We start from the raw sequence: 24,461 nt of genomic DNA on the forward strand, positions 1-24,461 counted from the left end.
CGCTGGCCTGTTCGTCGACGTAGCGGGTTTCCAGGCGGAAGTCGATGCGGCTCTGCTGGCATTCGATGTTCAGCGAGCAGGCACCGGCCAGGGTCGCGGCCAGTGGCTGGGCGCCGCCCATGCCGCCAAGGCCTGCGGTCAGTACCCACTTGCCCTTGAGGCTGCCGCCGTAGTGCTGGCGGCCGGCCTCGACGAAGGTTTCATAGGTGCCCTGGACGATGCCCTGGCTGCCGATGTAGATCCAGCTGCCGGCGGTCATCTGGCCGTACATGGCCAGGCCCTTGGCATCCAGTTCGTTGAAGTGTTCCCAGTTGGCCCAGTGCGGCACCAGGTTGGAGTTGGCGATCAGCACGCGCGGGGCGTTGGCGTGGGTCTTGAACACGCCGACCGGCTTGCCCGACTGCACCAGCAGGGTTTCGTCGTCGTTGAGGTTAGTCAGGCTCTCGACGATCTTGTCGTAGCAGGCCCAGTTGCGCGCGGCGCGGCCGATGCCGCCGTACACCACCAGTTCCTTGGGGTTTTCGGCGACCTGCGGGTCGAGGTTGTTCATCAGCATGCGCAGCGGCGCTTCGGTCAGCCAGCTTTTGGCCGTCAGCTTGTTGCCACGCGGGGCGCGGATTTCGGTGTCACGGAATCGGGAAGCTTTCATGGCGGTTTCCTTCTTATGAATGCAGTGCAGAGGTGGGCGTTGTTAAGTCTTATACATACAAGCATATATCAACCTGTATATACAACATGGAGCGCGCCAACGTGCCTGATGCCAGGTGAAAGGTTTCATCTGCGTCGGGATAAAAAAGAATTGGCTTTGTTTTCAGTGGCTTGCGACTGATTGGAGAGCGGTCAAAGAGAGGGGTGAGCGGGGTTTGACGACGGAAGGTCAAAAAAAATTTTGATCGATGCCTAGCGCGATGCGCACGCGGTCATCGACGAAGCTCAGTCGATGACCCTGCCGGAGGATAGTGCGGTTACTGGCCGAAACGGCCCTCCAAGCGGTAGCGCGAGCCTGGATAGATCAGCCGAGCGCAGCCAACTTGCCTTTTACCCGACCAGCTGCGACGCCGGATGAGAAGACAAGGGTCGGTGCGTTTGATGTGCAGCAGTTTGCACTCCGCGGGTGTTGCCTGGATGGCCTCCACCATGTGCTCGGCTTCGGTCAGCGGCGCGAGCTGGATCAGGTAGGCAAACGGCGTGATACGGGTGAAATCCTGCTTGAGATAATCGGGGGCGATGTCGGCATTGACGAAGCGTTCCTCGATTTGCACGGGAATTTCGTTTTCGTAGTGCACCAGCACCGAGTGGAACAGGTTCTCGACCTCATCCAGGGAGAACAGCAGCGAAGCGGGGAGCGGCTCTGCAAGCGCCTCGAGCCGGACCACTTCGCTGCGATGCAGGTGTCCGCGCTTGGTGATTTCCTCGGCGATGTCGTGAATCTGAAACAGTGCGGCATGCCCTTTGACCTCTGCCACGAAAGTGCCTACGCCTTGCAGGCGCACCAGCACGCCTTCGATGGTGAGTTCGCGCAAGGCCCGGTTGATGGTCATCCGGCTGACGCCCAGCTGGTTGAAGAGCTCACTCTCGGAGGGCAGCTTGAAGTTGGGGCCCCAGACGCCGGTGCGGATCTGTTGAAGGATGATGTCTTTGACTCTTGCATAAAGCGGGGCGGGGCTTTCTAGGGCAAATGCGGCCAAAGATGCACGATCGTCAGGTTGGGGCACTGTTTTTTCCTGGTGAGAGGGAGTGACTAGCGAAGCAGTTTAACCTTTACTTCAGGTTCCTCGCCATGGCGGGCAAACCCCTGAACGTAGCGTCGTGATAGGAGGCGTTGCAATGCCAGCAACCGATGCGACATCCCGCTTCGAAGCAACGCTTCGTCGCCCGGCAAAGCCCGGCGACGATTCCTCGTGGGCGTTCGTGGTACTGCCAAAAGAGGCCAGTGCAAAACTGCCGAGGCGTGGAAGGACGAGCGTCGAAGGCACGATCAACGGGCGCCCGTTTCAGGCAACCCTGGAGCCGGATGGTCAACTGAGCCATTGGCTGCGGATCAGTGCGGCATTGCTCGAAGCGGCACAGGCAGCCATCGGGGATACCGTCACAGTGGAGTTGGCGCCTGCGGAGCAGGAGCTCGAACCTGATATCCCGGCAGATTTTCAAAAGGCCCTGACAGCCACGCCTGAGGCCCATCGGGTTTGGAACAGTACGACCACCCTCGCACGGGTGGACTGGATTCATTGGATGACATCGGCCAAGCAATCCGCGACGCGCGCAAAGCGCATTGCGGATGCATGCGACATGCTTGCATCCGGCAAGAAGCACGTTTGCTGTTTTGACTCGTCGGGCTATTACAGCAAGGCGTTTCGTGCGCCTGAGGCGGAAGATGACGCCTAGGGGCGGTCCCAGTGGATGGCACCGGCTGCGCCGGTGTTCGCGGGGCAAGCCCGCTCCCACAAGAAAGAAAGTAGATAGTGCCAGCTTTTGGGGGTTGGGCTAGCTTCTTGCTGCGAAGCGCAAGGTCAGTGGCAGTACCAGCATCCAGATTGGCGCGAGGATGAGCCCGGTAAGCAAAGGTCCTAATGGCAACTCGATGCCCGCCACCCTGGCTCCGGCGAGGTAGGCCAAGGGGCCGCCCAGCAGGCCCAGCAACGCGGCGCGCCAGAGCGGTCGGCCGGCCCAGGCCAGGCTGTGGCGCAAGCCGCTGGCCAGCACCAGCCACAGCAATGCCAGCCACAACGGCAAGGGCCCGTGTGCGAAGCGAAACACCCCCAACAGGCCCAGCACGCTGTCGAGCAGGCAGCCGGCCAGGGCCACCCACAGCAAAACCCGCACCTCACTGCGCAGGCTCGGGCACAGGCACAGGTGCACCACCAGCCCCGCCAGCACCAGCCACAGCAGCCACGGCTGCCGCGCGCCCAGCACGCAGGCCCACCAGCCGGCCTGCAGCCACAGGGCATTGCCCAGCAGCCAGCCGCGGGCCATGTTCAGGCGCCTGGCAGGGGCGCCCGGCGCGCCAGGGGCGCGGCCCAGAGCATCTGCGCCACGCCGATGGTGCGCTCCTCGAAACCGCCCTGGCAGTAGCACAGGTAGAACTCCCACAAGCGCTGGAAGGTTTCGTCATAGCCCAGCGCCGTGAGCTCCGAGCGCGCCAGGCGCAGGTTGTCGCGCCAGTGGCGCAGGGTGCGGCTGTAGTCCTGGCCGAAATCTTCCAGGTGCACCAGGTTCAGCGCGGTCTGGCGGCTGGCGGTGTCGAGCAGCACGCTTAACGAGGGCAGGGCGCCACCGGGGAAGATGTAGCGCTGGATGAAGTCGACCGAGCGCCGGGCCTGGGCGTAGCGCTGGTCGCGGATGGTGATGGCCTGCAGCAGCATCAGGCCGTCGTCCTTGAGCAGCGCCGCGCACTGGCGGAAGAAGGCCGGCAGGTAGCGGTGGCCGACGGCTTCGATCATCTCGATCGACACCAGCTTGTCGAAGCGCCCGCACAGGTCGCGGTAGTCCTCCAGCAGCACCGTGACCCGCTGCTCCAGGCCCAGGGCCTTGACCCGTTGCAAGGTGTAGGTGTGTTGCGCGGCGGAAAGGGTGGTGGTGGTGACCTGGCAACCGTATTCCAGGGCGGCGTGGATGGCCAGGCTGCCCCAGCCGCTGCCGATTTCCAGCAGGTGCTCATCAGGCTTGAGCTCGAGCTGCTGGCAGATGCGCTCAAGCTTGCGCCGCTGGGCCTGCTCCAAGGTTTGCCCGGGGCTGTCGAAGCGTGCGGCGGAGTACATCATGCTGGGGTCGAGCAGGCGTTCGAACAGCGCATTGCCCAGGTCGTAGTGGGCCAGGATATTGCGCCGCGCGCCGTGCCGGCTGTTGCGGTTGAGCCGGTGCAGCAGGCGCAGCGGCGGGCGCGCCAGGCGAGCCAGGCCGCCCTCCATGGCGTCGAGCACCTCCAGGTTGGCGACGAACAGGCGCGTGACGGCGGCAAGGTCGGGGCTGCGCCAGTAGCCGTGGATGTAGCCTTCGCCGGCGCCGATCGAGCCGTTGCCGGCGACCAGCCCCCAGGCGGCGTTGTCGAGGATCTCCACTTCCGCGTACAGCGGGCTTGCGACGTCGCCGAAGGTCCATTGCTGGCCCTGGCTGATCAAGCGCAGGTGGCCGTGGCGCAAGCGGCGCAGCTGCGCCAGCACGGCGTGCCGGGCCAGGCCGCCGAGCAGGGGCGCGAGGCCGGCCGATTTGCTAATGCTCAAGGTCGGTGCGGGCATGGTCGTGCTCCTCGCGGGCAGGTTGGCCGAGCGCCAGGTCGTGCTGGCTGGTGAAGTGGTCGTGTACGGGGGTGCGCTTGAGCAACAGGCGCAGGGCTTGCCAGTAGATGGCGCTGACGGTGCGCAGGCTCATCCACGGGAACGCCAGCAGGTAACGCTGCAGGCTGGCACGCGAAAGTGGCTGGCGCTGCAGGGCCAGGTCGGCTTCGAAGCATTTTTGCCCGGCGCGCCAGTTTTCCATGTGGATGCGCACGCGCTGGGCATCGAGGGCGAAGCGCAGGTGGTAGTCCATGTCCGCTGGCAGGAACGGCGAGACGTGGAAGGCCTTGGCCACGCTCAAGGGCTGGCCCAGCTCGCCCTGCACCGGCAGCACGTAGTGGAAGCGCTCGCGCCAGGGCGTGTTGCGCACCTCCAGCAGCACGGCGGCAACCTGGCCGTGGCGGTCATGGCAGAAGAACACGCTCACCGGGTTGAACGACAGGCCCCAGCTGCGCGGCTGGGTCAGCAGGTGCACGGCGCCTTCGGGCACCTGCCCGGTGGCCTGGCCGACCAGCAGCCGCGCGGCCTCGGCCAGCGGCATGCCCTGGCGGGTGAGGGCCGGCAGGTAGTCGGTCTGCCGCCAGCACAGCGGCGCCAACCGCGAGCGCCCGAGCCAGCGGCTCAGGCCTGGCAGTTGCGCTTGCTCGGCGAGGTCCAGGTAGAACATGCCGATGCGGTAGCCAAACGCATGGGGCCTGGGGGCCAGGCGCCGGTGGCTGACCCAGCCGTGGCAAAGGCTGCTGTTCACAGCTGTTCTCCAAAGTGTTCGGCCACCTTCAGCGCACTGAGCACGCCGTCTTCATGAAAGCCGTTGGCCCAGTAGGCGCCGCAGTAGTAGCTGTGCAGCGGGCCCTGCAGCTCGGCGTGGCGGGCCTGGGCGGCAACGGCGGCGAGGCTGTACTGCGGGTGCGCGTACTGGAAGCGGGCCAGCACCTGCTGCGGGTCCACCAACGCGCTCTGGTTGAGGCTGACGCAGAAGGTCACCGGCGCCTCGATGCCCTGCAGGATGTTCATGTTGTAGGTGAGCGCGGCAGGCGCCTGCGGGCTGCTGCCCAGGCGATAGTTCCAGCTGGCCCAGGCCTTGCGCCGGCGTGGCAGCAGGCGCTGGTCGGTGTGCAGCAGCACCTCGTTGGCGGCGTAGCGGATGGCACCGAGGATCGCCCGCTCCGCATCGCTGGGCGCCGCCAGCAGGGCCAGGGCCTGGTCGCTGTGGCAGGCGAACACCACCTTGTCGAAACGCTCGCTGCCGGCTGCGCTGCTGACCTGCACCCCTTGTGCGTCGCGCTCCACCCGCTGCACTGGGCAGCCCAGCCGGATGCGTTCGGCGAACGGCTGGCACAACGGCGCCAGGTAAGCCCGCGAGCCGCCTTCGATCACCCGCCATTGCGGGCGCTGGCTGACCGACAGCAGGCCATGGTTGCGGCAGAAGCGCACGAAGAACTGCAAGGGGAACGCGAGCATGTCGGCCCGTGGCATCGACCAGATCGCCGAGCCCATGGGCACGATGTACTGGTCGATGAAGCGCTGCCCGTAGCGCTGCTGGTGCAGGTAGGCGCCCAGCGTGGTGTCGCTGGCGATCCGCTGCTGGTCGAGGTCGGCCAGGGCCTGGCGGTTGAAGCGCAGCACGTCGCGCAGCATCCCCCAGAAGCCAGGGCGCAGCAGGTTGCGGCGCTGGGCGAACAGGGTGTCCAGGTTGTGGCCGTTGTACTCAAGGCCCGTGGCCGGGTCATGCACCGAGAAGCTCATTTCGGTCGGCCGGCTGGCCACGCCCAGCTGTTGCAGCAGGCGGATGAAGTGCGGGTAGGTCCAGTCGTTGTAGACGATGAAGCCGGTGTCCACCGCGTAGGCCTGCCCTTGCCATTGCACATCGACGGTATGGGTATGCCCGCCGAGGCGCGGCTCGGCCTCGTACACCGTGACCGGGTGGCGGCGTGACAGGAGGTGGGCGCAGGTCAGGCCGGCGATGCCCGTGCCGATGATGGCGATGTGCATGCTGGGCTAACCCTGGGGCTTGCGCGCGATGCGCCGGCCCAGTGCCAGGCGCCAGGCCGGCGGCAGGGCGCCGAGCAGGCGCAGAAGGCGAGTGAAGCCGCCGGGGAAGGCGATTTCCAGCGGGCGCCGGGGCAGGCGCGCGAGGATATGCGCGGCGGCGCGTTCGGCGCTCCACAGCTGCGGCATGGGGAAGTCGTTGCGGCGGGTCAGCGGGGTGTCGACGAAACCAGGGCTGACCAGGGTAACGTCGATGCCTTCGCCGACCAGGTCGATGCGCAGCGATTCCACCAGGTAGCGCAGCGCCGCCTTGGAGGCGCCATAGGCGCCCGCGCGCGGCAGCGCCAGCCAGCTGACCGAGCTGCCCATCACCACCAGGTGCGGCTGCCGGCCACGGCGCAGCAGGGGCAGGGCGGCGGCCAGGCAATGGCTGGTGCCGTTGACGTTGGTGCGCATCACTCGCTCGACAAGGGCCGGGTCGAACTGCCCCGGCTCCAGGTACTCGCAGGTGCCGGCGTTGAGCATCACCAGGTCCAGCGCGCCCCATGCCTGTTCGATCTGTGCGGCAATCTGCGCCACCTGCTCGGGCTGGTCGAGGTCACCCACCGCCAGCAATACCTGGCCCGGAAAGCGCGTGGCCAATGCTGCCAGGCTGTGTGCCTGGCGAGCGCCCAGGGCGACCTGGTGGCCTTGCTCCAGCAAGCGCAGCGCCAGGGCCGCGCCGATGCCGCTGCTGGCACCGGTCAGCCAGCAACGGCTCATGCCAGCCGGCCCTTGAGCCAGCGGATCGCGCCGCCCATCAGCGGGAGATGCTCGTAGAGCAGGGCGCCTGCGTCGAAGTAGTCCTGGTGAAAATGCACCCGCTCGTGCCAGCGCAGGTGGCTGCAGCCCTGCAGGCTGATCCGCCTGCCGCCGGCCAGGCGCGGGTGGCGGTAGTGCAGGGTCCAGCGGATGTAGCCGTGGCCGGGCTCCAGTTCGTCGGTGCCCTCGAAGTGGTACTGCACCTCGGACACGTTGGCGTACAGCTGGGCGAAGTAGGCGCGCAGGGCAGGGAGGCCGTCGATCTGGTGCAAAGGGTCGCGGAAGGCTACATCCGCGCTGTACAGGTCGCCCAGTACCTCGAGATTGTGTGTATCCAGCGTGGCAAAGCGTTCGACGAAGCGTTGCAGGAAGGCGGACATGCACAATACCTGTACAAAAGTAAGGTTCTGTACAAGGTATAGTGCAGGTGCCTGGATAAATCTATACAGCAGAACTGTTTTGTACAATTTTCTCCTGCAGGACATCACGCAGCTGGATCACCCCTTCGAGCGCCAGCGCCTGGGCTGAGTAGCACAGGCCGATGCGCCGGCGCAGGTCCAGCTGCGGCAACGCTTCGCTGCGCACTTCGCGGTGTTCGGCGGCAAGCGAGGCCGGCACGATGGCGCTGCCCAGGCCGGCGGCGACCATCTCCAGGGCCAGGCCGAAGGTCTCGGCTTCGGCCACCGGGCGGCTGTCGTAGAACGGCAGCAGGCGCTGGTGGCTGGGTTGCGCGGGGCAGGTGACCCAGCGCCTTGCCTCGCCCCCCTGCGGCGACGCCAGCACGAAAGGGTCGCTGTGCAGGGGCAGGAACAGTTCGTCCTCGCAGCGCAGTTCTTCGCTGGCCAGGCGCGCCGCGCCCGCGCAGCCGGTAACCAGCTGCAGCTGCAGCGCAGGGCTGAGGGTCGCCGCCGCCTGCACCACCTGGCGCAGCACCGCAGCGCCCACGTCCTGCTCGACGCCGATCTGCAGCGGCGCCTGTTCCCGGTCGTGCTTGAAGCGGGTCAGCAACCGGCCGGCATCGGCCACCATGCGCTGTGCCTCCGGGTACAGCGCGCGGGCATCCTCGGTCACCTCCACGCCCCTGGCCTGGCGCACGAACAGCGTGGTGCCCAGGGCTTGCTCAAGCGCCTTGATGCTGCCGGACAGGGCCGGTTGGCTAAGGTGAACGGTGCGCGCGGCGGTGGTGATGTTGCGCGCCTCGAAGACTGCGATGAAGGCGCGAAGCTGACGATAATCCATGGTTTACCCATAAGTGTTGCCGATGGCTGTCAAAAGAATATCCCATTTTTCGTGCCTGGAACTGGCTCCTATACTGCCAGCGCTACCTACCCATAGACATTTCGGATAACAGGACGCTTGCCATGACCGCTACCCACAAACCCCTGGTCGTCATCACCGGTGCCAGCTCCGGTATCGGCCTGGCCACCGCCAGGCTGCTCTCCGGCCGCGGCCACGCGCTGTTGCTGCTGGCCCGTCGGCTGGCGCCGATGCAGCAGCTGCAACTGCCCAACAGCCTGGCCCTGGCCGTGGACATCACCGACCGGGCGGCGGTGCTGGCTGCCGTGGCCGAGGCCGAGGCGCAGTTCGGCCCGGTGGACGCGATCATCAACAATGCCGGGGTGATGCTGCTGGGCAGCATCGCCACGCAAGACCCAAGCGAATGGGACCGCATGCTCGACGTCAACGTGCGCGGGCTGCTCAACGGCATCCACGCGGTGGCCGGCGGCATGGTCGCGCGCAAGCGCGGCACCATCATCAACGTCAGCTCCGTGGCCGGGCGCAAGGCGTTCCCCAACCACGTGGCCTACGTCGGCACCAAGTTCGCGGTCACCGGGTTGTCCGAGAACCTGCGCGAAGAGCTGGCGCCAAGCAACGTGCGGGTGATCACCATCGAGCCGGGGGCGGTGGATACCGAGCTGCTCAGCCACACCACCGACGACGCCATCAAGGCCGGCTACGACGACTGGAAGCAGGAGATGGGCGGGGTGCTCAGCGCCGAGCACATCGCCGAGGTGATCGACTTTGCCTATGGCCAGCCGCAGTCGGTGTGCGTGCGCGAGATCGTGGTCTGCGCGACCCGGCAACAGGCCTGACGCACCACGGCCGGCAAGACCTCAGGTCACCTGCGGGTGGCCTTTTGGCTTGCGCGGTCAATACTTCCCTGTACAGGCGGGCGTGCTGCGGGTTTCGCGCGCCGCGGGAGGTTACCGATGAACAAGCTAGCAATTGTGGGTGCCGGGCTGGTGGGCGAGGCGGCGGCGCAGATCATCGCTCGGGAAGAGTTGTGCCATGAACTGGTGTTGCTCGATGTGCAGGGCGAACTGGCCAAGGGCAAGGCGCTGGATATCTGGCAGGCGGCCATCGAGTCGGGCTCCGATACCCGGGTGGTGGGCGGGGCCGATGCGCAGATGCTGCAAGGTGCCGACCTGGTGGTGATCACCGCGGGCGTGCCACGCAAGCCCGGCCAGTCGCGCCAGGATGTGTTGAGCATCAACCTGCCGATTCTCGACGGCATCCTGGCGGATATCAGGCGCCAGGCGCCGGCTGCGACGCTGTTGGTGGTGTCCAACCCGGTGGATGTGCTGACCTACCGGGCCTGGTCGGTCAGCGGGCTGGAGCGCGACAAGGTATTCGGCCAGGCCGGGGTGCTGGATACCGCGCGCATGAAGTGCTTCATCGCCGAGGAAACCGGCTTTTCCGCACGCGATATCACCGCGCTGGTGCTGGGCGGGCACGGCGACAGCATGGTGCCGCTGATGCGCTACTGCGCGGTCGGTTCGGTGCCGCTGGCGCAGTTTCTGTCCAGCGAGCAGATCGAGCGGATCGTGCAGCGCACCCGCCAGGGTGGCGGCGAGATCCTGGGCTTGAAGAAGGTCGGCAGCGCCTGCGATGCACCGGGTGTGGCGATTGCCCAGATGGTCGATGCCATCGCCCATGGGCGCAACCGCATCTTGCCGACGGTGGCGATCCTCGAGGGCGAATACGGGCGCACGGATATCGCCATGGGTGTGCCCTGCGTGCTGGCCAGGCAAGGGATTGCCCGGGTGATCGAAATGCCGCTGGATGCGCAGGAGCAGGCGATGTTCGACCACTCGGCCGATCAGGTCGCGCGTGATATTGCCGAAATGAAGGCACTCTAAAGCGCTCCCACAATGCCCACCACACAAGAGGCAAACCATGAGCAAGGTATTCGTCAACATCGGCCTGAGCCTTGACGGCTACATGGCACCGGAAGGCATGAGCATCGAGCACTGGGACCACCCCGAGTACAAGGACTGGGGCGCCAAGTGGGGCGCGCTCATGAGCTGGATTCTCAAGCAGCAGTACTTTCGCGAACACCTGCTGTTCGCCAAAGGCGGCGAAACCGGCCCGGTCAACGACATGCTGCGCAGCACCATGGAGCGTGCCGGCGCCTACATCATGGGCAAGCGCATGTTCGATGCCGGCGAGCGCAGCTGGCCAGAAGAGGCGCCATTCCACGCTCCGGTGCTGGTCCTCACTCACCAGCAGCGCGAGCCGTGGGTGCGGCCGGGCGGCACCACCTTCCACTTCTTCAACCACGGCCCGGCCAAGGCGCTGGAGCAAGCCCGGGCACTGGCGGGCGGCCGCGACATCCGCATCTCGGGCGGCGCCGATGTGATACAGCAGTACCTGAACCTCGACGCCATCGACGAACTGGAGATTGCCCTGGCGCCGGTCATCTTCGCCAGCGGCCGGCGCCTGTTCGAGCACCTGCACGGCCCCGCCCCGCAGTTTCGCATCGACAAGGCCCTGCACACGCCAGACGCCACGCACCTGCGCTACGTGCGTGGCTGAAACCGCCAGTCCTCCCTGGCGGTGAGTTTCTGGCATCATGCACCGGCCCTTTCCGAACGCTGAACGAGCCTCAAACCATGGACCCGCATACCTTACTGGCCTTCACCCTGGTCGCTGCGATTGCCATCGCCAGCCCCGGCCCTGCGACACTGATGGCGATCAACAACAGCCTGGCCCATGGCCAACGCAGCACGATCTGGTCCTCGCTGGGCAACGCCAGTGGCCTGTTCTGCCTGTCGGCAGCCGCGATGCTGGGCCTGGGCGCGTTGCTAGCCAGCTCCGAATGGCTGTTCAACCTGGTGAAGATCGCCGGCGCCGGTTACCTGTTGTACCTGGGCGTGAAGCAGCTGCTGAACAAACGCCCGCTGCTGGCAGGCGACATCCACGCAGGGGAGGCCCGCAGGCCGACGCGCCGCAAGTTGTACCGCTCGGCATTCTTCACCGCGCTGTCCAACCCCAAGGCGACGCTGTTCTTCACGGCGCTGTTCCCGCAGTTCATCGACCAGGGCGCCGCCTTGTTCCCGCAGTTTCTGATCCTGACGGCGATTTTCATGACGCTCTCGGTGTCGTCGCTGAGCCTGTACGCCGCGCTGGCCTCGCGCGCCAAGGGCGTGCTGCAGCGCCCCGAGTGGTCGCGCTGGGTCAGCCGCGGCGTGGGGGTGACCTTCATCGGCTTTGCGGCCGGGATCCTCGCCATGCGCCGGCAGACGGCCTGAGCCATGACCGACAGTGCAAAACCCAACCGCGCCATCTACGACCTGGACATGCTCCGCGCCGTGGTGATGGTGGCCGACTGCGGCAGCTTCACCACCGCCGCCGCCCGCCTGCATTCCACCCAGTCGACGGTCAGCCAGAAGGTACGGCGCCTGGAAGAAATGGTCGGGCACCAGCTGCTCGACCGCAGCAACCGCGAAGTGCACCCCACCGATGCCGGCGAGACCCTGCTGGGCTACGCGCGGCACCTTCTGGCGGTGAGCAACCAGTTGAGCGAAGCCTTGTCGGGTGGGGTGACGGTCACCGTGCGCATCGGCCTGCCCGACGACTTTGTCGCCGGCAAGACCGTGCAGGCGCTGGCGGCTTTCAACCGGCGCAACCCCAAGGTCAAGCTGGAGATCACCGGCGGCCTGAGCCGCGACCTGATGAGCGCCTACGACCGTGGCGAACTGGACCTGGTGCTGGTCAAGCAGCGGCGCCACAGCCGCGAGGCCAATGCCTGCCAGCCGGAGCGCATCGAGTGGTTCGACAGCGCCCAGTACCCGTGTTTCGCCCAGGACCCGATCCCGCTGGTCACCTTCCCGCCGCGCGGGCTGTACCGCGACGACATGATCAACGCCATCGAGGCCATGGGCCGCAGCTGGCGCATCGGCTTTACCAGCTCGAGCCTGGCCGGCATCCAGGAAGCGGTGGCCAATGGCCTGGGCGTGAGCCTGCTGCCGCTGCGCGTGGTCACGCCGGAGCATCGAATTCTGGGGGCAAAGGAGGGGTTCAAGCCGATCAAGGTGTTCGAGGCGGCGATCTTCCATGGGCCCACGGCGGACCCTGTGGTCAAGGAGCTGGCCGATATCCTGATCGGGATTCTCAGGGCCGAGGCTGAGTAGTGCCGGGGGGCGGCAAGCGCCCCCCGCTGGCCGTTTTCAGCGGCGCAGTTCCTGGGCGAATTGCGCTGCCTGCAACTGCAGCACCGCAGGCCCGCCCCAGAACGCGCCACGGCGCACGATCACCCGTTCATGCAGCGCCGCCGCCACCGCCGCGGCCGCATTCGGCGCCTTGAACAGCACGAAACTCGCCTCGTTGCCGACCTTCAGCCCGTAGTCCTGCTTGCCCATCACGCCGGCACTGGCCTCGGTCGCCATGTGCAGCGCCACGCGCAGTTCCTCGTCGGTGTTGAAGCCCGAGCGGTAGCTCACCAGCATGGCCCGCTGCAGCATGTCGCCGTTGCCGTAGGGCCACCAGGCGTCCTGGATGTTGTCGTTGCCGGTGAACACCCGCACGCCACCGGCACGCAGGCGCAGCACCGGTGGGAAGGCGTGCTCGCCCGGCGCGTTGGTCATGATCGACACACCGGCCTTGGCCAGCACCTGGGCGGTGCGGTCGACCACGCTGTCGCTGACGTCGCCCAGGCCATAGGCATGGCTGACCGCGACCAGCCCTTGCATGCCCAGTGCCTGGGTGCGCGCGGCGATGCGTTCGAGCTGGGCGATGCAGATGTCGCCGGGCTCGTGCAGGTGGATGTCGACCTTCACGCCATGGCGCTCGGCGATGCCGAAGACGATGTCGAGCTGGCCCTCGGCGTCGCCGTCCAGGGTCGTCGGGTCGATGCCGCCGACCACCTGGACCCCTTCACGCACGGCTGCCTCCATCACCTCGGCGGTGCCGGGGCAGCTCACCACGCCGGCCTGGGGGAAGGCCACCAGCTCGATGTCGACCAGGTCCTTGCAGGTTTCACGGGCCTGGAGGATGGCCCGCAGGTTATCCAGGCCGGTGGTGGCGTCCACGTCCACATGGCAGCGCATGGCCAGGGTGCCGAACGAGGCGGCCTGGCGAATCAGCGCCTCGGCGCGCTCGACGATCGGCGGGGCGCTGGCCAGTTCGCGCTTTTCCACGGCCAGGCGCTCGCGCAGGCTGGCGACCACCTGGTGGGGGTGCCAGCGGTCGCCGACGAAGCTTTTGTCGAGGTGGATATGGCCGTCGACGAACCCTGGCAGTGCCAGCAGGCCTTCGAGGTCGATGGTTTCGCGGGCCGGCTCGGCGGCGCGCTGCGCGCCGAGGTGGCTGATGCGCCCGCTCTTCACGGCGATGTGCAGTGGCAGGCCATCGGCGTCGATGGCGTTGATGAACTCACGGTCGTTCATGGGAGGCCCTTGTGCAGCAGGGCCGGCTCGGCAGTACGCACCAGGCGAGCTGGCCCCTTTGGTTGTCAGTAGCGGTACACGGTAGGGAAGATGCCCGTGCCTCACAAATTAATTATCAGGATCGATTGCAGTGCGTTTCTGGATACAGCCCGGCAAACTTCGCCTGCATTAAAAAGCCCACTGCAGTCGATTTCGATATTTAACTTTCCAAGCTTTCGAACAGGCCCCAGGATTGACCGCGAGCCGGCCTGCAAGCTGTCTATTACGGCACTGGCGGCGCGGTCGGCACACACAATAAAAACAAAACAGCCGTGTTCGGGGATCTGTTCATGATCAATGATTCCAGGCGCCTGCGCGCCGCCCTTATCTTCATTGCCTGCACTTCATTCATCGTCTGTGGCGTGCAGCCCATCTTCATGGGCTTGCTGACGGAACGCCTGAACCTGTCACTGGACCTGCAGGGCTGGGTGGTGTCGGTCGAGATGATCGGCATGACCCTGGGCACCTTGTTGTGCCCGCTCATGATGAAGCGCCATGGCGGGCGCAGCCTGTGCCTGCTGGTCGGCCTGCTGTGCGTGGCCTTGAGCATCGCCACTGCCTTCGCCGAAACCCACACCGTGCTGCTGGCCGTGCGCCTGGCGGCCGGCACCTGCGCCGGGCTGGTGTATGCCTACGCGGTGTCGACCCTTGGCCGGCTGCCCAACCAGGACCGCTCGTTCGGCCTGATGCTGTTGCTGCAAACCCCGGAGTACTCGCTGTTTTCCGCCGCATTGCCGGTGCTCGCCGCGCAGAGCGGGGCGGTCACGGCCCTGTGCTCGTTCGGCCTGTGGTACCTGTTGATCTGCGCCGCCGCCCTGGCCCTGCCGCGCCGCCCCGCAGCGCTGCTGGCCAGCGGCGAAGGCTCGCCGGCCCAGGGCGGCTCGGCGCGTACCGGGCGCACGGCGCTGGTGGGCATGCTGTTCATGCAGATCGCCATCTACTGCGTGTGGGGCTTCATCGACCAGCTGGCACGCGACCAGGGCATTGACGGCGTGGACATCGGCTGGGCCTTCGGCCTGTCGGCGCTGGGCGGCTTGCCCGGGGCCGGGCTGCCGAGCCTTCTGGGTGCGCGGGTCAACCGCCAGGTGATGATCGCCGTGGGCCTGGTGGCGGTGTTCATCTCCATCGCCATGCTCACCGGCCACACCCGCACGCCGACGCAGCTGTGCGTTGCGCTGCTGCTGATCAACTTCGGCTGGGTGCTGTCGCTGTCGTACTACATGGCGCTGATCACCACCAACGACCCGACCGGCAAGCTCACGCCGCTGGTCAGCATCACCCTGATGGGCGCCGCGGCGGTGACGCCTGCGCTGATCGCCATGCTGGTGGAAGGCTCCAACCAGCAACTGATCTTCGTGCTGGGCACGGCGGCGCTGGTGGTCGCGTTTGCCGTCACGTGCCTGGGCGCGGGGCCGAAGGCGCTGCGCGGCAAGGCCGCTTGCTGAACAGGCGTTCCCCCACCACCTCGTTGGCCAGTTCGATGAAGGCCCGTGCTGCAGCGCTCTGGTAAGCCCCCCGGCGCTGCATCAGCACGGCGGTGCGCTGCAGGCGCACCGGGTCCAGCGCAATGGCCAGCAGGTCTTCATGGGCCAGCGCGATGGTCGCGGGCAGCAGGGTGGCCAGGGCCGTCCTGCGCACGATTTCGATCACCGCACTGATGGCGTTGGCCTCCATCCGCACCTGCGGGCGAATGTCGTGCTGCTGGCAGAAGCGGTCGATCTGCTCGCGGGTGGCGAACTCGGTGCCCAGCAGAATCAGCGATTGCGCGCTCAGCGCCTGCAGCCCGACGGACTGCGCCGTGGCCAAGGGGTGGCGGTCGTTGACCACCAGGGCCAGGGTTTCCACCAACAGCGGGGTGGCTTCGATGTCCTGGGCCTGCACCTGCTCGAAGGCGATCCCCACATCCAGCCCATCGGCGAGCAGCAGCGCCTCCATGCGCTCCTGGGACAGCTCGCGCACATCCAGGGTGATGTGCGGGTAACGGCTGTGAAAGGCCTCCACCAATGGGCCTACCAGGTAGGTGGTGAAGGTTGGCGTCACGGCAATGCGCAGCGCGCCGCGGCTGAGGTCGCCGACATCGTGGATGGCGCGCTTGGCTTCCTCCAGCTCCTGCGCCGCCCGCCGGGCATAGCGCAGGTACACCTCACCGGCATCGGTCAGGCGCGTGGTGCGCCCGCTGCGGTCGAACAACTGCGCGCCCAGGCTTTCCTCCAGCTGCCGGACCTGCTGCGACAAGGCCGGCTGGGACACGTGCAAGGCCGCGGCGGCGCGGGTGAAGCTCAGGTGTTCGGCCACCGCGAGGAAGTACTGGATGTGGCGGGCAAGCATGGCTACTCACATAAGATTATCTGATGTACCTAATCATAAATGAGACTTTTACCTTATGCCATGCGCTGCGTAACCTTTGCCTCACACCACGCCAGACAGAGGCAACAGCCATGAAAGAGATCATCGACGGCTTCCTGAAATTCCAGCAAGACGCCTTCCCCGAGCGGGTCAAGCTGTTCAAGGACCTGGCCACCCAGCAAAGCCCACGGGCGCTGTTCATCTCCTGCTCCGACAGCCGCCTGGTGCCGGAGCTGGTCACCCAGCGCGAACCGGGCGAGCTGTTCGTCATCCGCAACGCCGGCAACATCGTGCCGTCCTACGGCCCCGAGCCTGGCGGCGTGTCGGCCTCGGTCGAGTATGCGGTGGCCGCGCTGCAGGTCGCCGACATCGTCATCTGCGGGCATTCCGATTGCGGCGCCATGACCGCCATCGCCACCTGCAAGTGCCTGGACCACATGCCCGCCGTGGCCGGCTGGCTGCGCTACGCCGACTCCGCCCGGGTGGTCAACGAAGCCCGCCAGCATCAGGACCGGCACAGCAAGGTCGAGGCCATGGTGCGCGAGAACGTCATCGCCCAGCTGGCCAACATCCAGACCCACCCCTCGGTGCGCCTGGCCCTTGAAGAAGGCCGCGTCACCTTGCACGGCTGGGTCTACGACATCGAGAGCGGGCGCATCGACGCCTTCGATGGCCGCACTGGCCGGTTCCTGCCGCTGGCCGCCAACCCGCAAGTACACGCCGTATCCCATCAACCCAAGCACGTTGCCTGAACCATTACCCCAAGGAGACACCCCATGATCCAGTCCCAAGCCACCCAGAGCGTTCGCCAGGCCCTGACCGAAGTCATCCTCATGGCCAAGGCCCGCAAGGACCTGTCGTATGCGCAGATCACCGAGGGCACCGGCCTGTCCGAAGCCTTCGTCACCGCCGCCTTGCTCGGCCAGCACCCGCTGCCGGCCAGCGCCGCCCAGGTGGTCGGTGACAAGCTTGGCCTCGACGTCGATGGCATTGCCCTGCTGCAGACCGTGCCGGTGCGTGGCTGCATGGAGCGCGGTGTGCCGACCGACCCGACGATCTACCGCTTCTACGAGATGCTGCAGGTCTATGGCACCACGCTGAAGGCGCTGGTCCACGAGAAGTTCGGTGACGGCATCATCAGTGCCATCAACTTCAAGCTCGACATCAAGAAGGTCGAAGACCCCGAAGGCGGCTCCCGCGCGGTGATCACGCTGGATGGCAAGTACCTGCCGACCAAACCTTTCTGATACCCCGCTGATCGGCCTGGCGCCCCACGGCGCCGGGCCTGTAGGAGTGAAGCGCATGGACCTGATCTTTCGAAGTGTGCGCATCGATGATGCGCAACCGCTGCAGGATGTCGCCGTGCAGGGCGGCAGGATCGCAGCGATCGCCCCGGCCATTGCCGGCCAGGCCAGGCAAGAAGTGCAGGGCAACGGCAAGGTGCTGATCCCAGGCTTCGTCGAGGGCCACCTGCACCTGGAAAAAGCCCACGTCATGCACCGCAAGGCCAACCGTTCCGGCACCTTGCAAGAAGCCATCGCCGTGACCGCCGCGCTCAAGCCAAGCCTTACCCGTGACGACATCCTCGCGCGTTCCACCCAGGTGCTGCGCGCACTGGTGCAGGCGGGCAGCACCCATGTTCGCGCCCACGCCGAGTTCGACCCGGCGCAGGGCTTCACCGGCCTGGATGTGGTGCTGGAACTGCGCGAAACCTTCCGCGATTTCATCGATATCCAGGTGGTCGCCTTCCCCCAGGAAGGGATTCTCAAGCTGCCTGGCATGCAAGACATGATGGTCCAGGCGATGGAAAAGGGCGCCGATGTCGTCGGCGGCATCCCGTACAACGACAGCTCGCCCCATGAGCACATCGACTTCGTCTTCGACCTGGCCAAGCGCTTTGGCAAGGATATCGACCTGCACCAGGACTTTGCCGACGACGCCGAGCGCATGAGCATCGAATACGTGGCCCGCAAGACAATCGCCGAGGGCTACCAAGGGCGTGTCAGCGTGGGCCACCTGACCAGCCTCGGCGCGGTCGCCCCCGAGCGCCAGGCGCCGATCATCGCGCTGCTGCGCGAGGCGGGCATCAGCGTCATGTGCCTGCCCGCCACCGACCTGCACCTGGGCGCCCGCGGCGACAGCCACAACGTGCGCCGCACCTTGACCCCCGTGCGGGCACTGCGTGATGGCGGGGTGAACGTGTGCCTGGCGACCAACAACATCCGCAATGCCTTCACCCCCTATGGCACCGGCGACCTGCTGAACATCGCGCAACTGGCCTTGCCGGCCTGCCACCTGGGCGGTGCGGACGACCAGGCCACCTTGCTGTCGATGCTGACGACGGCGCCGGCCAAGGCGCTGGGGCTACAGGACTACGGGCTGGCCGTGGGCAAGCACGCCGACCTGGTGCTGCTGGACACCCGTGCGGTCAGTGATGTGGTGCTCGACCTGCCGGCGCGGCTGATGGTGCTCAAGCGCGGCAGGGTAGTGGCCACCTGCGAACATCGCCGCTCGGTGGGGTTCTGAGCGCGTGACGCTCAGTGCACGTTGCTGGTAACGGCGTTGACGCCCTCCAGCGTTGCAAAGGAGATGTCTTTGGCCGTGAGCAAGAAATCACTCATGTAGGGCACCTCGAGCATGTCGCTGCGCACCGCCGCGAACAGTGTGGCCTGCAAGCCTTTGGCGCCCAGGCGCTTGGCGATGACATAGCCGCGTGTGGTGTATTCGTGCAGCGCCCAGTTCGGCAGGCAGCACACGCCCCGGCCGCTGGCCACCAGCTGCATCATCATCACGGTCATCTCGGCGGTGCGCACCTGGGCCGGCTCAAGGTCGGCCGGGTCGAAGAAGCGGGTGAAGATGTCCAGCCGGTTTCGCTCGATCGGGTAGGTGATCAGGGTCTGGCCGGCGATGTCGGCAGCTTCCAGGTAGGGCTTTTCGCGCAGGGCATGGTGCTTGTCGATGGCCAGCATCGCCTCGTACTCGAACAGCGGCACGTAGGTGATCCCGGGCAGGGGCAGCGGGTCGGAGGTCACCACCAGGTCGAGGTCGCCGCGCTCCAGGGCCGGCAGGGGCGCGAAGGAAAGGCCTGAGGCCAGGTCCAGTTCGACTTCAGGCCAGGCGCCGCGAAACTCGTCGAGCGAGGGCATCAGCCACTGGTAGCAGCTGTGGCACTCGATGGCGATGTGCAGCCGCTCCGCTGTGCCGCCCGCCAGCCGGGTCAGGTTGCGCTCCGTGCTGCGGATCAATGGCAGTACCTGGTCGGCCAGCTGCAGCAGCTTGAGGCCGGCGGTGGTGAAACGCACCGGTTTGGACTTGCGCACGAACACCGGCATGCCGATGCGGTTTTCCAGCTCGCGGAACTGGTGGGACAGCGCCGACTGGGTCAGGTGCAGGCGTTCGGCGGCCTCGGGCAGGCTGTCGGTTTCGCGCAGGGCATGCAGGGTGCGCAGGTATCTCAAGTCGATCATGGGCGAAGGCAAGCGCTCAGGCCGCGCCAGGCGCGGCGAGGTTGCAATATTGTCCTTTGTAGTACAGCAAGGGTTGAGTGGCGCCCGTGTCGTGCAGGTTCAGCGCTTTGACTTCGCCAATCACGATCAGGTGATCGCCGGCGGCGTGTTCGGCGTGGATTTCGCAATCAAGCCAGTGCAGGCTGCCGGCAAGCAGCGGGTTGCCCAGCGGCGAGGGTTGCCATTGCACGCCCTGCCACTTGTCGCTGCCCTTGCGGGCGAACTGGTTGGAAATGCCCACCTGTTCGCCGGCAAGGATGTTCACCGCGAACCGGCCCGCCTTGCGCATGCCGGGGTAGCTGGCCGATTCGCGCATCACGCTGAACGACACCAGCGGCGGGCTCACCGACACGCTGTGGAACGACTGGCAGGTGAAGCCGACCGGCTGCTCATCGACCAGTGAGGTGATCACCGTGATGCCGGAGGCGTAATGCCCGAGCGCCTTGCGAAAGCTCAATGGCTCGATGGCAATACTGGAAGGTGACATGGCAAGTCCTGAAGTTTGGCGGCCTTCAACGGCCCGAAAGTTCGCTGCGAACGATGGCTGCGCCGGCACTCAGGGCATTGAGCTTGCCGCGCGCGACCTGGCGCGGCAGCGGGGCCATGCCGCAGTTGGTGCACGGGTAGAGCTTGTCGGCATCGACGAATTGCAGCGCCTTGCGCAGGGTGTTGGCGACTTCCTCGGGGGTCTCGATCGCGTGGCTGGCCACGTCGATGGCGCCGACCATCACTTTCTTGCCGCGAATGAGTTCGATCAGCTCCATCGGCACGTGCGAGTTGTGGCATTCCAGCGAAACGATATCGATGCTCGATTGCTGAAGCTTGGGGAAGGCTTCTTCGTACTGGCGCCATTCAGAGCCCAAGGTCTTCTTCCAGTCGGTGTTGGCCTTGATGCCGTAGCCGTAGCAGATATGCACGGCGGTTTCGCACTTGAGGCCTTCGATGGCCCGTTCCAGGGTCGCCACCCCCCAGTCGTTCACCTCGTCGAAGAACACGTTGAACGCAGGCTCATCGAACTGGATGATGTCGACGCCAGCAGCTTCCAGCTCGCGGGCTTCCTGGTTGAGGATCTTGGCAAACTCCCAGGCCAGTTTCTCGCGGCTCTTGTAGTGGCTGTCGTACAGCGTGTCGATCATGGTCATGGGGCCTGGCAGCGCCCACTTGATGGGTTGCCCGGTTTGCTGGCGGAGGAACTTGGCGTCCTCGACGAACACTGGCTTGCGCCGCGCGACGGCACCCACCACCGTGGGCACGCTGGCATCGTAGCGGTCACGGATCCTGACGGTTTCACGCTGCTCGAAGTCAACGCCGTCCAGGTGTTCGATGAAGGTGGTGACGAAGTGCTGGCGGGTCTGTTCGCCATCGCTGACGATGTCGATGCCTGCCTGTTGCTGTTCTTGCAACGCCAGGCGCAGGGCGTCCTGCTTGCCGTCGAGCAAGGCCTGATCCTGCAGTTTCCAGGGCGACCAGAGGGTTTCGGGCTCCGCGAGCCAGGAGGGTTTGGGCAGGCTGCCGGCAGTCGAAGTAGGTAACAGCTTATTCACGAGAAAAGACCTTGTAGTGTCTGAATGTCAGACAGCGTAGTGGCTGGACCACTGCTCAAGTACCGCGCCGTAAGGTTTGATGAAGTGTTCTTCGACAAACCGCCCTTGTTCGATGGCCAAGCGGCTGCGTTCTTCCCGGTCATAAACAATACGCGTCAGCGAATAATCCTCGTGCTGCAAACTTGGCTGATAAGACGTGCCGGCGGCAGAGTTGGCGTTGTAGATTTCCGGGCGGTAGATCTTCTGGAAGGTGTCCATGGTGCTGATGGTGCTGATCAATTCAAGGGCGGTGTAATCGCTGAGCAAATCACCGGCAAAATAGAATGCCAGTGGCGCAACGCTGTTTGCCGGCATGAAGTAACGCACGCTCAGGCCCATCTTCTGGAAGTACGCATCGGTCAAGGAATATTCATCTTGCTGGTATTCCTGGCCGAGCACCGGGTGCTGGTTTTCAATGCGCTGGTAGGTCTTGCTGCTGGACACGCTCAGGCAGATGACCGGCGGCTTGGCAAAATGCGCTTTATAGGCGCTGGAATTGACGAAGGCCTTGAACAGCTTGCCGTGCAGCTCGCCAAAATGTGCCGGTGTGCTGAACGCCGAGGCGCCTTGGTTGTGCCCCAGCAGCAGGACGCTGAAGTCGTAATCGCGCACGTAGGATGAAAAATTGTTGCCCACCACGCCTTCGATGCGCGCGCCGGTGTGTCGGTCGACGATGCAGGTTTTCAGTATTTCGATCAACGGCAGGGCGTTATCGCCGCGTGCGGCATCCAGGGTCATTGCCACCGAAATGATTTCAAGCTCGACGCTGTAGCGGTCGCCTTTGGGATTATCCCAATGGGCCAGTGCATTGAAGCGGTTATCGATCATGCGCAGGGTATTGCGCAAGTTCTGCTGGCGGCTCGCGCCCCTGGCCAAATTGGCAAAGTTGGTGGTGAGGCGAGTATTTTCAGCAGGCTGATAATGTTCGTCGAAACGAATGCTGTTGATCGCGAAGTTGAAAATGTCCTGCGTCATGATTGGCGGTCCCACTCGAATATTTATAATCGCTTAATTGAGGCGCATTTTAGGTTGAGGTATTGAGTGAGTGGAACTGAAACGAATTCACAAAACCTTTAGCCCTGTTCATGACGCACGCTGCGCAAGCGTATTTATTGCCCGGCATCACCGGTTGCGAATGCGCTCGACAGGGTTTCCAGGCCGCGGAACAGGCGAATCCCCGCCTGCATGGCGTCGGCGTCGAGGATGATGATGCGCCCCTGCCTGACCGCCTCCATCTGCCGGGTCACCGGGTCGTTGCGCAGGAATTCGAGTTTTTTCTGGTGGTCGTCCGCCGGGAAGCGGCGGCGGTCCATGCGGGCGATGATGATCCAGGTGGGGTTGGCTTTTGCCAGGGTTTCCCAGCCGACCGTTGGCCATTCCTCGTGGGACTGCACGACATTGCGCACGCCAAGGGTCTGCAGCATGAAGTCGGCCACCCCTTGGCGGCCGGCCACGTAAGGGTCGAGGGCAAGGTCGGCGCTGGAGAACCAGAACAGCGCCGAGGTGTTCGACAAGTCCTTGCCGGCGAGCCGTTGCCGGGCATGTTCCAGCTGCCCCTGCAGCTGTTGGTTCAGCGCCTCGCCGCGGGCCTGCACATCGAAGATCGCCGCCAGCTGGCTGACACTTTTGTAGAGGGTCTCGATCCTGAAGGACTGGGTACGGGTGCCGTCGGCGCCGACCAGGTTGTCCTTGCCTTCGCAGTCCGAAGGCAGCAGGTAGGTCGGGATCTTCAGCTCGGCGAACTGCTCGCGGGTGGCGACCGCGCCCTGGGGGCCGACCATCCACTCGAACTGCACCGTCACCAGCTGCGGGCGCTTGCCGACCACGGCCTCGAAGCTCGGTTCGTTGTTGGCCAGGCGCTCGACCTTGGCATCCTGCGCCTGGAACTCGGGCAGCACGTTGTTGAACCACAGCGAGGAGCCTGCGAGCTTGCTGCCAAGGCCCAGGGCATAGAGCATCTCGGTGCCGGCCTGGCCGATGCTGACGGCGCGTGCCGGGGCCTGGGCAAAGGTCTGCGGCGCAGCGCAGTTGTCGATCGTCAGGGGGTAGTGCGTGGCGCCAGCCTGGGCCAGGCCTGGCAGGCTCAATGCGCCGAGCAAGGCAGCGATGCGGGGCAGCATGGGGCGATCTCCTGTCGAACGTTGCGCGGCACAGGCGCACGGACAGGCATCACCTTGCCCCGTGCAGGCACGGGGCAGGCCCAGGGCAGGGCAGAGGATGGCCATCCCGGACACCCCGCCGGTTGGTGAATGTGTGCCGGCAGGTCTCCTGACTGGTGCGTCATGGCCCGGCTCCTGCCTTCCCGGAGAGTGTCCAGTGGCGTTTCAGGAGCGGGCTCGGCACCTACAGTTGCGGGGGCAGTTCCGTTTGGCTCGCATGCGGGCGAGCGACGGATTCCCTATTAGTTCCGTGATGGAAACCGGCGGGCGGCATCCTAGACCATCTGCCAGGCGATGGACAAGGGCGCGGGCCTACTTGCTGGCAATCGACTGGTTCGGCAACGGGCAGCTCTGGTCGTTGAGAAAGTGCGATTTCTTCAGCCAGTCCTGCTGCGGGTAGTAGGCGAACACGTAGCTGCCACGCTGCAGCGTGTCGATCAGCTTGCCGGCGATTGCCGGGCGCACCGCAGGGCAGCCCTGGCTGCGGCCCAGGCGGCCGAGCCCGGGCACCACCTTGGGGTCGGCATAGGCGGCGGCATGCATGACGATCGCCCGCGACATGCTGTTGTCGTTGAACCCAGGCTCCAGCCCCTGCAGGCGCAACGAGCGGCCGTGCTTGCCGCTGTAGGTCTGGCCGGTTTCATACAGGCCGATGGAGGACTGGTAGCTGTTCGGCGCGTTGGAGAAGGTGCTCGGCACATCGGCGCCGCTGTTCTTGCCGTGGGCCACCCACTCTTCGAACAACAGCTTGCGGGCGTTCAGGTCGAACACCCACAGGCGTTTGTCACGCGAGGCCTTGGAGTAGTCGATCACCGTCAGCAACTTGCCCGGGTCGTTGTGGCTGGCGCAGGTGTAGGCGGTGAGTGCCAGGGCCAGGGTCTCGACGCTGGCGTTCGGCGCCAGTTGCTGCAGTTCGGCGGCGCTGGGCAGTGATTGCGCCTGGGCGGGTAGCCAGGCGCCGAGGAAAAACAGGCCAATACTGGCCGCTGAGAGCCGCAGGGCTCCCCGCAAAGGTTCGAACATCGACATGGATTATCCTGTTGAAGACCTGTCTGGGGTCGCAAGCAAGATCAAGCGAAGACTCAGCTTGATTGAA

27 protein-coding genes and 1 riboswitch are annotated in these 24,461 nt (G+C 65.5%); of the genes, 10 read left to right on the top strand and 17 right to left on the bottom strand.

All coding sequences use genetic code 11. The features are described 5' to 3' along the window. Window positions 1-649 (bottom strand): urocanate hydratase family protein (locus L6D75_RS23520; protein WP_476748325.1); only part of this gene is annotated, 649 nt, incomplete at its 3' end. A gap of 316 nt (window positions 650-965) precedes the next feature. Continuing rightward, window positions 966-1,715: a histidine utilization repressor gene (gene hutC, locus L6D75_RS23525; RefSeq protein WP_176517554.1), complete on the bottom strand. Its 750-nt coding sequence runs from the start codon at window positions 1,713-1,715 to the stop codon at window positions 966-968. Between the two features lie 112 nt (window positions 1,716-1,827). On the opposite strand from hutC, the gene L6D75_RS23530 reads away from it, so the two are divergent. Continuing rightward, entirely contained in the window at window positions 1,828-2,385 is a 558-nt protein-coding gene (locus L6D75_RS23530; protein ID WP_176517555.1) for a YdeI/OmpD-associated family protein, read from the top strand. Between the two features lie 99 nt (window positions 2,386-2,484). On the opposite strand, the gene L6D75_RS23535 is transcribed toward L6D75_RS23530, so the two are convergent. The 7 genes from L6D75_RS23535 to L6D75_RS23565 form a co-directional block, all read right to left on the bottom strand. Further along, window positions 2,485-2,973 carry a DUF2878 domain-containing protein gene (locus L6D75_RS23535; protein ID WP_176517556.1) on the bottom strand — a complete coding sequence of 163 codons (489 nt, stop codon included), beginning with the start codon at window positions 2,971-2,973 and terminating at the stop codon, window positions 2,485-2,487. Window positions 2,974-2,975: 2 nt separating this feature from the next. After that, window positions 2,976-4,235, bottom strand: coding sequence for an SAM-dependent methyltransferase (locus tag L6D75_RS23540; protein WP_176517557.1), 1,260 nt, complete (start codon window positions 4,233-4,235; stop codon window positions 2,976-2,978). Further along, on the bottom strand, window positions 4,210-5,022 hold the full coding sequence (locus L6D75_RS23545; RefSeq protein ID WP_176517558.1) for a DUF1365 domain-containing protein: 813 nt from the start codon (window positions 5,020-5,022) through the stop codon (window positions 4,210-4,212). The genes L6D75_RS23540 and L6D75_RS23545 overlap by 26 nt, the downstream gene beginning before the upstream one ends. After that, window positions 5,019-6,266 (bottom strand): NAD(P)/FAD-dependent oxidoreductase, encoded by a 1,248-nt coding sequence (locus tag L6D75_RS23550; protein WP_176517559.1) that lies wholly within the window; start codon window positions 6,264-6,266, stop codon window positions 5,019-5,021. Before L6D75_RS23550 ends, L6D75_RS23545 begins: the two co-directional genes overlap by 4 nt. Window positions 6,267-6,272: 6 nt before the next feature. Beyond that, window positions 6,273-7,025 (bottom strand): SDR family NAD(P)-dependent oxidoreductase, encoded by a 753-nt coding sequence (locus L6D75_RS23555; protein ID WP_176517560.1) that lies wholly within the window; start codon window positions 7,023-7,025, stop codon window positions 6,273-6,275. After that, window positions 7,022-7,444, bottom strand: a complete 423-nt coding sequence (locus tag L6D75_RS23560) for a nuclear transport factor 2 family protein (RefSeq protein WP_176517561.1) — start codon at window positions 7,442-7,444, stop codon at window positions 7,022-7,024. The genes L6D75_RS23555 and L6D75_RS23560 overlap by 4 nt, the downstream gene beginning before the upstream one ends. A gap of 61 nt (window positions 7,445-7,505) precedes the next feature. After that, window positions 7,506-8,303: a LysR family transcriptional regulator gene (locus L6D75_RS23565; protein ID WP_176517562.1), complete on the bottom strand. Its 798-nt coding sequence runs from the start codon at window positions 8,301-8,303 to the stop codon at window positions 7,506-7,508. Window positions 8,304-8,425: 122 nt separating this feature from the next. Here L6D75_RS23565 and L6D75_RS23570 point away from each other — a divergent pair, with 122 nt between their 5' ends. The 5 genes from L6D75_RS23570 (at window position 8,426) to L6D75_RS23590 (ending at window position 12,478) form a co-directional block, all read left to right on the top strand. After that, window positions 8,426-9,157: an SDR family oxidoreductase gene (locus tag L6D75_RS23570; RefSeq protein WP_176517563.1), complete on the top strand. Its 732-nt coding sequence runs from the start codon at window positions 8,426-8,428 to the stop codon at window positions 9,155-9,157. A 117-nt stretch (window positions 9,158-9,274) separates the two neighbouring features. Further along, complete coding sequence (locus tag L6D75_RS23575; RefSeq protein ID WP_176517564.1) at window positions 9,275-10,204, top strand: malate dehydrogenase; 930 nt, start codon at window positions 9,275-9,277, stop codon at window positions 10,202-10,204. Window positions 10,205-10,241: 37 nt separating this feature from the next. Beyond that, on the top strand, window positions 10,242-10,880 hold the full coding sequence (locus tag L6D75_RS23580; protein WP_176517565.1) for a dihydrofolate reductase family protein: 639 nt from the start codon (window positions 10,242-10,244) through the stop codon (window positions 10,878-10,880). Between the two features lie 77 nt (window positions 10,881-10,957). Then, window positions 10,958-11,596 (top strand): LysE family translocator, encoded by a 639-nt coding sequence (locus L6D75_RS23585; protein WP_176517566.1) that lies wholly within the window; start codon window positions 10,958-10,960, stop codon window positions 11,594-11,596. Window positions 11,597-11,599: 3 nt separating this feature from the next. Continuing rightward, window positions 11,600-12,478 carry a LysR substrate-binding domain-containing protein gene (locus tag L6D75_RS23590; RefSeq protein WP_176517567.1) on the top strand — a complete coding sequence of 293 codons (879 nt, stop codon included), beginning with the start codon at window positions 11,600-11,602 and terminating at the stop codon, window positions 12,476-12,478. A 36-nt stretch (window positions 12,479-12,514) separates the two neighbouring features. On the opposite strand, the gene L6D75_RS23595 is transcribed toward L6D75_RS23590, so the two are convergent. After that, window positions 12,515-13,732, bottom strand: a complete 1,218-nt coding sequence (locus L6D75_RS23595) for an amidohydrolase family protein (RefSeq protein WP_176517568.1) — start codon at window positions 13,730-13,732, stop codon at window positions 12,515-12,517. 329 nt (window positions 13,733-14,061) lie between these two features. Here L6D75_RS23595 and L6D75_RS23600 point away from each other — a divergent pair, with 329 nt between their 5' ends. Continuing rightward, complete coding sequence (locus tag L6D75_RS23600) at window positions 14,062-15,216, top strand: MFS transporter (protein WP_176517569.1); 1,155 nt, start codon at window positions 14,062-14,064, stop codon at window positions 15,214-15,216. Here L6D75_RS23600 and cynR read toward each other — a convergent pair. Continuing rightward, the gene (cynR, locus tag L6D75_RS23605) at window positions 15,164-16,099 is read right to left on the bottom strand and encodes a transcriptional regulator CynR (RefSeq protein WP_176517570.1); all 936 of its coding nucleotides are present in this window, start codon (window positions 16,097-16,099) and stop codon (window positions 15,164-15,166) included. The two genes, L6D75_RS23600 and cynR, sit on opposite strands and share 53 nt — an antisense overlap. Before the next feature lie 110 nt (window positions 16,100-16,209). Here cynR and L6D75_RS23610 point away from each other — a divergent pair, with 110 nt between their 5' ends. Genes L6D75_RS23610 through L6D75_RS23620 form a run of 3 tightly spaced genes read left to right on the top strand, consistent with a single transcriptional unit; the run spans window position 16,210 to window position 18,643 of the window. Continuing rightward, window positions 16,210-16,869 (top strand): carbonic anhydrase, encoded by a 660-nt coding sequence (locus tag L6D75_RS23610; protein WP_176517571.1) that lies wholly within the window; start codon window positions 16,210-16,212, stop codon window positions 16,867-16,869. Between the two features lie 24 nt (window positions 16,870-16,893). After that, window positions 16,894-17,364: a cyanase gene (gene cynS / locus L6D75_RS23615; RefSeq protein WP_176517572.1), complete on the top strand. Its 471-nt coding sequence runs from the start codon at window positions 16,894-16,896 to the stop codon at window positions 17,362-17,364. Between the two features lie 55 nt (window positions 17,365-17,419). Further along, window positions 17,420-18,643, top strand: a complete 1,224-nt coding sequence (locus L6D75_RS23620) for an amidohydrolase family protein (RefSeq protein WP_176517573.1) — start codon at window positions 17,420-17,422, stop codon at window positions 18,641-18,643. A gap of 11 nt (window positions 18,644-18,654) precedes the next feature. Here L6D75_RS23620 and L6D75_RS23625 read toward each other — a convergent pair whose 3' ends face one another. The 6 genes from L6D75_RS23625 to L6D75_RS23650 all read right to left on the bottom strand — a co-directional run bounded on the left by L6D75_RS23625 (window position 18,655) and on the right by L6D75_RS23650 (window position 24,394). After that, entirely contained in the window at window positions 18,655-19,584 is a 930-nt protein-coding gene (locus L6D75_RS23625) for a LysR family transcriptional regulator (RefSeq protein WP_176517574.1), read from the bottom strand. A gap of 16 nt (window positions 19,585-19,600) precedes the next feature. Next, window positions 19,601-20,110, bottom strand: coding sequence for a flavin reductase family protein (locus L6D75_RS23630; protein WP_176517575.1), 510 nt, complete (start codon window positions 20,108-20,110; stop codon window positions 19,601-19,603). A 25-nt stretch (window positions 20,111-20,135) separates the two neighbouring features. After that, entirely contained in the window at window positions 20,136-21,167 is a 1,032-nt protein-coding gene (locus L6D75_RS23635; protein ID WP_176517576.1) for a methionine synthase, read from the bottom strand. A gap of 27 nt (window positions 21,168-21,194) precedes the next feature. After that, a complete protein-coding gene (locus tag L6D75_RS23640; protein ID WP_176517622.1) occupies window positions 21,195-22,181 on the bottom strand; it encodes a DUF1852 domain-containing protein in 987 nt (328 codons plus the stop codon). A gap of 134 nt (window positions 22,182-22,315) precedes the next feature. Continuing rightward, complete coding sequence (locus tag L6D75_RS23645; protein ID WP_176517577.1) at window positions 22,316-23,326, bottom strand: ABC transporter substrate-binding protein; 1,011 nt, start codon at window positions 23,324-23,326, stop codon at window positions 22,316-22,318. A 121-nt stretch (window positions 23,327-23,447) separates the two neighbouring features. After that, window positions 23,448-23,645, bottom strand: a riboswitch (cobalamin riboswitch). Window positions 23,646-23,677: 32 nt separating this feature from the next. Continuing rightward, window positions 23,678-24,394, bottom strand: a complete 717-nt coding sequence (locus L6D75_RS23650; protein ID WP_176517578.1) for a murein L,D-transpeptidase catalytic domain family protein — start codon at window positions 24,392-24,394, stop codon at window positions 23,678-23,680. Window positions 24,395-24,461: the final 67 nt, after the last annotated feature.

Source organism: Pseudomonas faucium (assembly GCF_021602585.1).
Taxonomy (GTDB): Bacteria; Pseudomonadota; Gammaproteobacteria; order Pseudomonadales; family Pseudomonadaceae; genus Aquipseudomonas; species Aquipseudomonas faucium.

Excerpts from the sequence above, each read along its gene's own strand:
- L6D75_RS23565 (WP_176517562.1), bottom strand. The coding sequence starts at position 8,303 with ATGGATTATCGTCAGCTTCGCGCCTTCATCGCAGTCTTCGAGGCGCGC.
- L6D75_RS23620 (WP_176517573.1), top strand. The coding sequence starts at position 17,420 with ATGGACCTGATCTTTCGAAGTGTGCGCATCGATGATGCGCAACCGCTG.
- L6D75_RS23575 (WP_176517564.1), top strand. The coding sequence starts at position 9,275 with ATGAACAAGCTAGCAATTGTGGGTGCCGGGCTGGTGGGCGAGGCGGCG.
- L6D75_RS23640 (WP_176517622.1), bottom strand. The coding sequence starts at position 22,181 with ATGACGCAGGACATTTTCAACTTCGCGATCAACAGCATTCGTTTCGAC.
- L6D75_RS23590 (WP_176517567.1), top strand. The coding sequence starts at position 11,600 with ATGACCGACAGTGCAAAACCCAACCGCGCCATCTACGACCTGGACATG.
- cynR (WP_176517570.1), bottom strand. The coding sequence starts at position 16,099 with ATGCTTGCCCGCCACATCCAGTACTTCCTCGCGGTGGCCGAACACCTG.
- L6D75_RS23630 (WP_176517575.1), bottom strand. The coding sequence starts at position 20,110 with ATGTCACCTTCCAGTATTGCCATCGAGCCATTGAGCTTTCGCAAGGCG.
- L6D75_RS23580 (WP_176517565.1), top strand. The coding sequence starts at position 10,242 with ATGAGCAAGGTATTCGTCAACATCGGCCTGAGCCTTGACGGCTACATG.
- L6D75_RS23625 (WP_176517574.1), bottom strand. The coding sequence starts at position 19,584 with ATGATCGACTTGAGATACCTGCGCACCCTGCATGCCCTGCGCGAAACC.
- L6D75_RS23560 (WP_176517561.1), bottom strand. The coding sequence starts at position 7,444 with ATGTCCGCCTTCCTGCAACGCTTCGTCGAACGCTTTGCCACGCTGGAT.
- L6D75_RS23610 (WP_176517571.1), top strand. The coding sequence starts at position 16,210 with ATGAAAGAGATCATCGACGGCTTCCTGAAATTCCAGCAAGACGCCTTC.
- L6D75_RS23535 (WP_176517556.1), bottom strand. The coding sequence starts at position 2,973 with ATGGCCCGCGGCTGGCTGCTGGGCAATGCCCTGTGGCTGCAGGCCGGC.
- L6D75_RS23645 (WP_176517577.1), bottom strand. The coding sequence starts at position 23,326 with ATGCTGCCCCGCATCGCTGCCTTGCTCGGCGCATTGAGCCTGCCAGGC.
- L6D75_RS23595 (WP_176517568.1), bottom strand. The coding sequence starts at position 13,732 with ATGAACGACCGTGAGTTCATCAACGCCATCGACGCCGATGGCCTGCCA.
- L6D75_RS23550 (WP_176517559.1), bottom strand. The coding sequence starts at position 6,266 with ATGCACATCGCCATCATCGGCACGGGCATCGCCGGCCTGACCTGCGCC.
- L6D75_RS23650 (WP_176517578.1), bottom strand. The coding sequence starts at position 24,394 with ATGTCGATGTTCGAACCTTTGCGGGGAGCCCTGCGGCTCTCAGCGGCC.
- cynS (WP_176517572.1), top strand. The coding sequence starts at position 16,894 with ATGATCCAGTCCCAAGCCACCCAGAGCGTTCGCCAGGCCCTGACCGAA.
- L6D75_RS23555 (WP_176517560.1), bottom strand. The coding sequence starts at position 7,025 with ATGAGCCGTTGCTGGCTGACCGGTGCCAGCAGCGGCATCGGCGCGGCC.
- L6D75_RS23585 (WP_176517566.1), top strand. The coding sequence starts at position 10,958 with ATGGACCCGCATACCTTACTGGCCTTCACCCTGGTCGCTGCGATTGCC.
- L6D75_RS23600 (WP_176517569.1), top strand. The coding sequence starts at position 14,062 with ATGATCAATGATTCCAGGCGCCTGCGCGCCGCCCTTATCTTCATTGCC.
- L6D75_RS23570 (WP_176517563.1), top strand. The coding sequence starts at position 8,426 with ATGACCGCTACCCACAAACCCCTGGTCGTCATCACCGGTGCCAGCTCC.
- L6D75_RS23540 (WP_176517557.1), bottom strand. The coding sequence starts at position 4,235 with ATGCCCGCACCGACCTTGAGCATTAGCAAATCGGCCGGCCTCGCGCCC.
- L6D75_RS23530 (WP_176517555.1), top strand. The coding sequence starts at position 1,828 with ATGCCAGCAACCGATGCGACATCCCGCTTCGAAGCAACGCTTCGTCGC.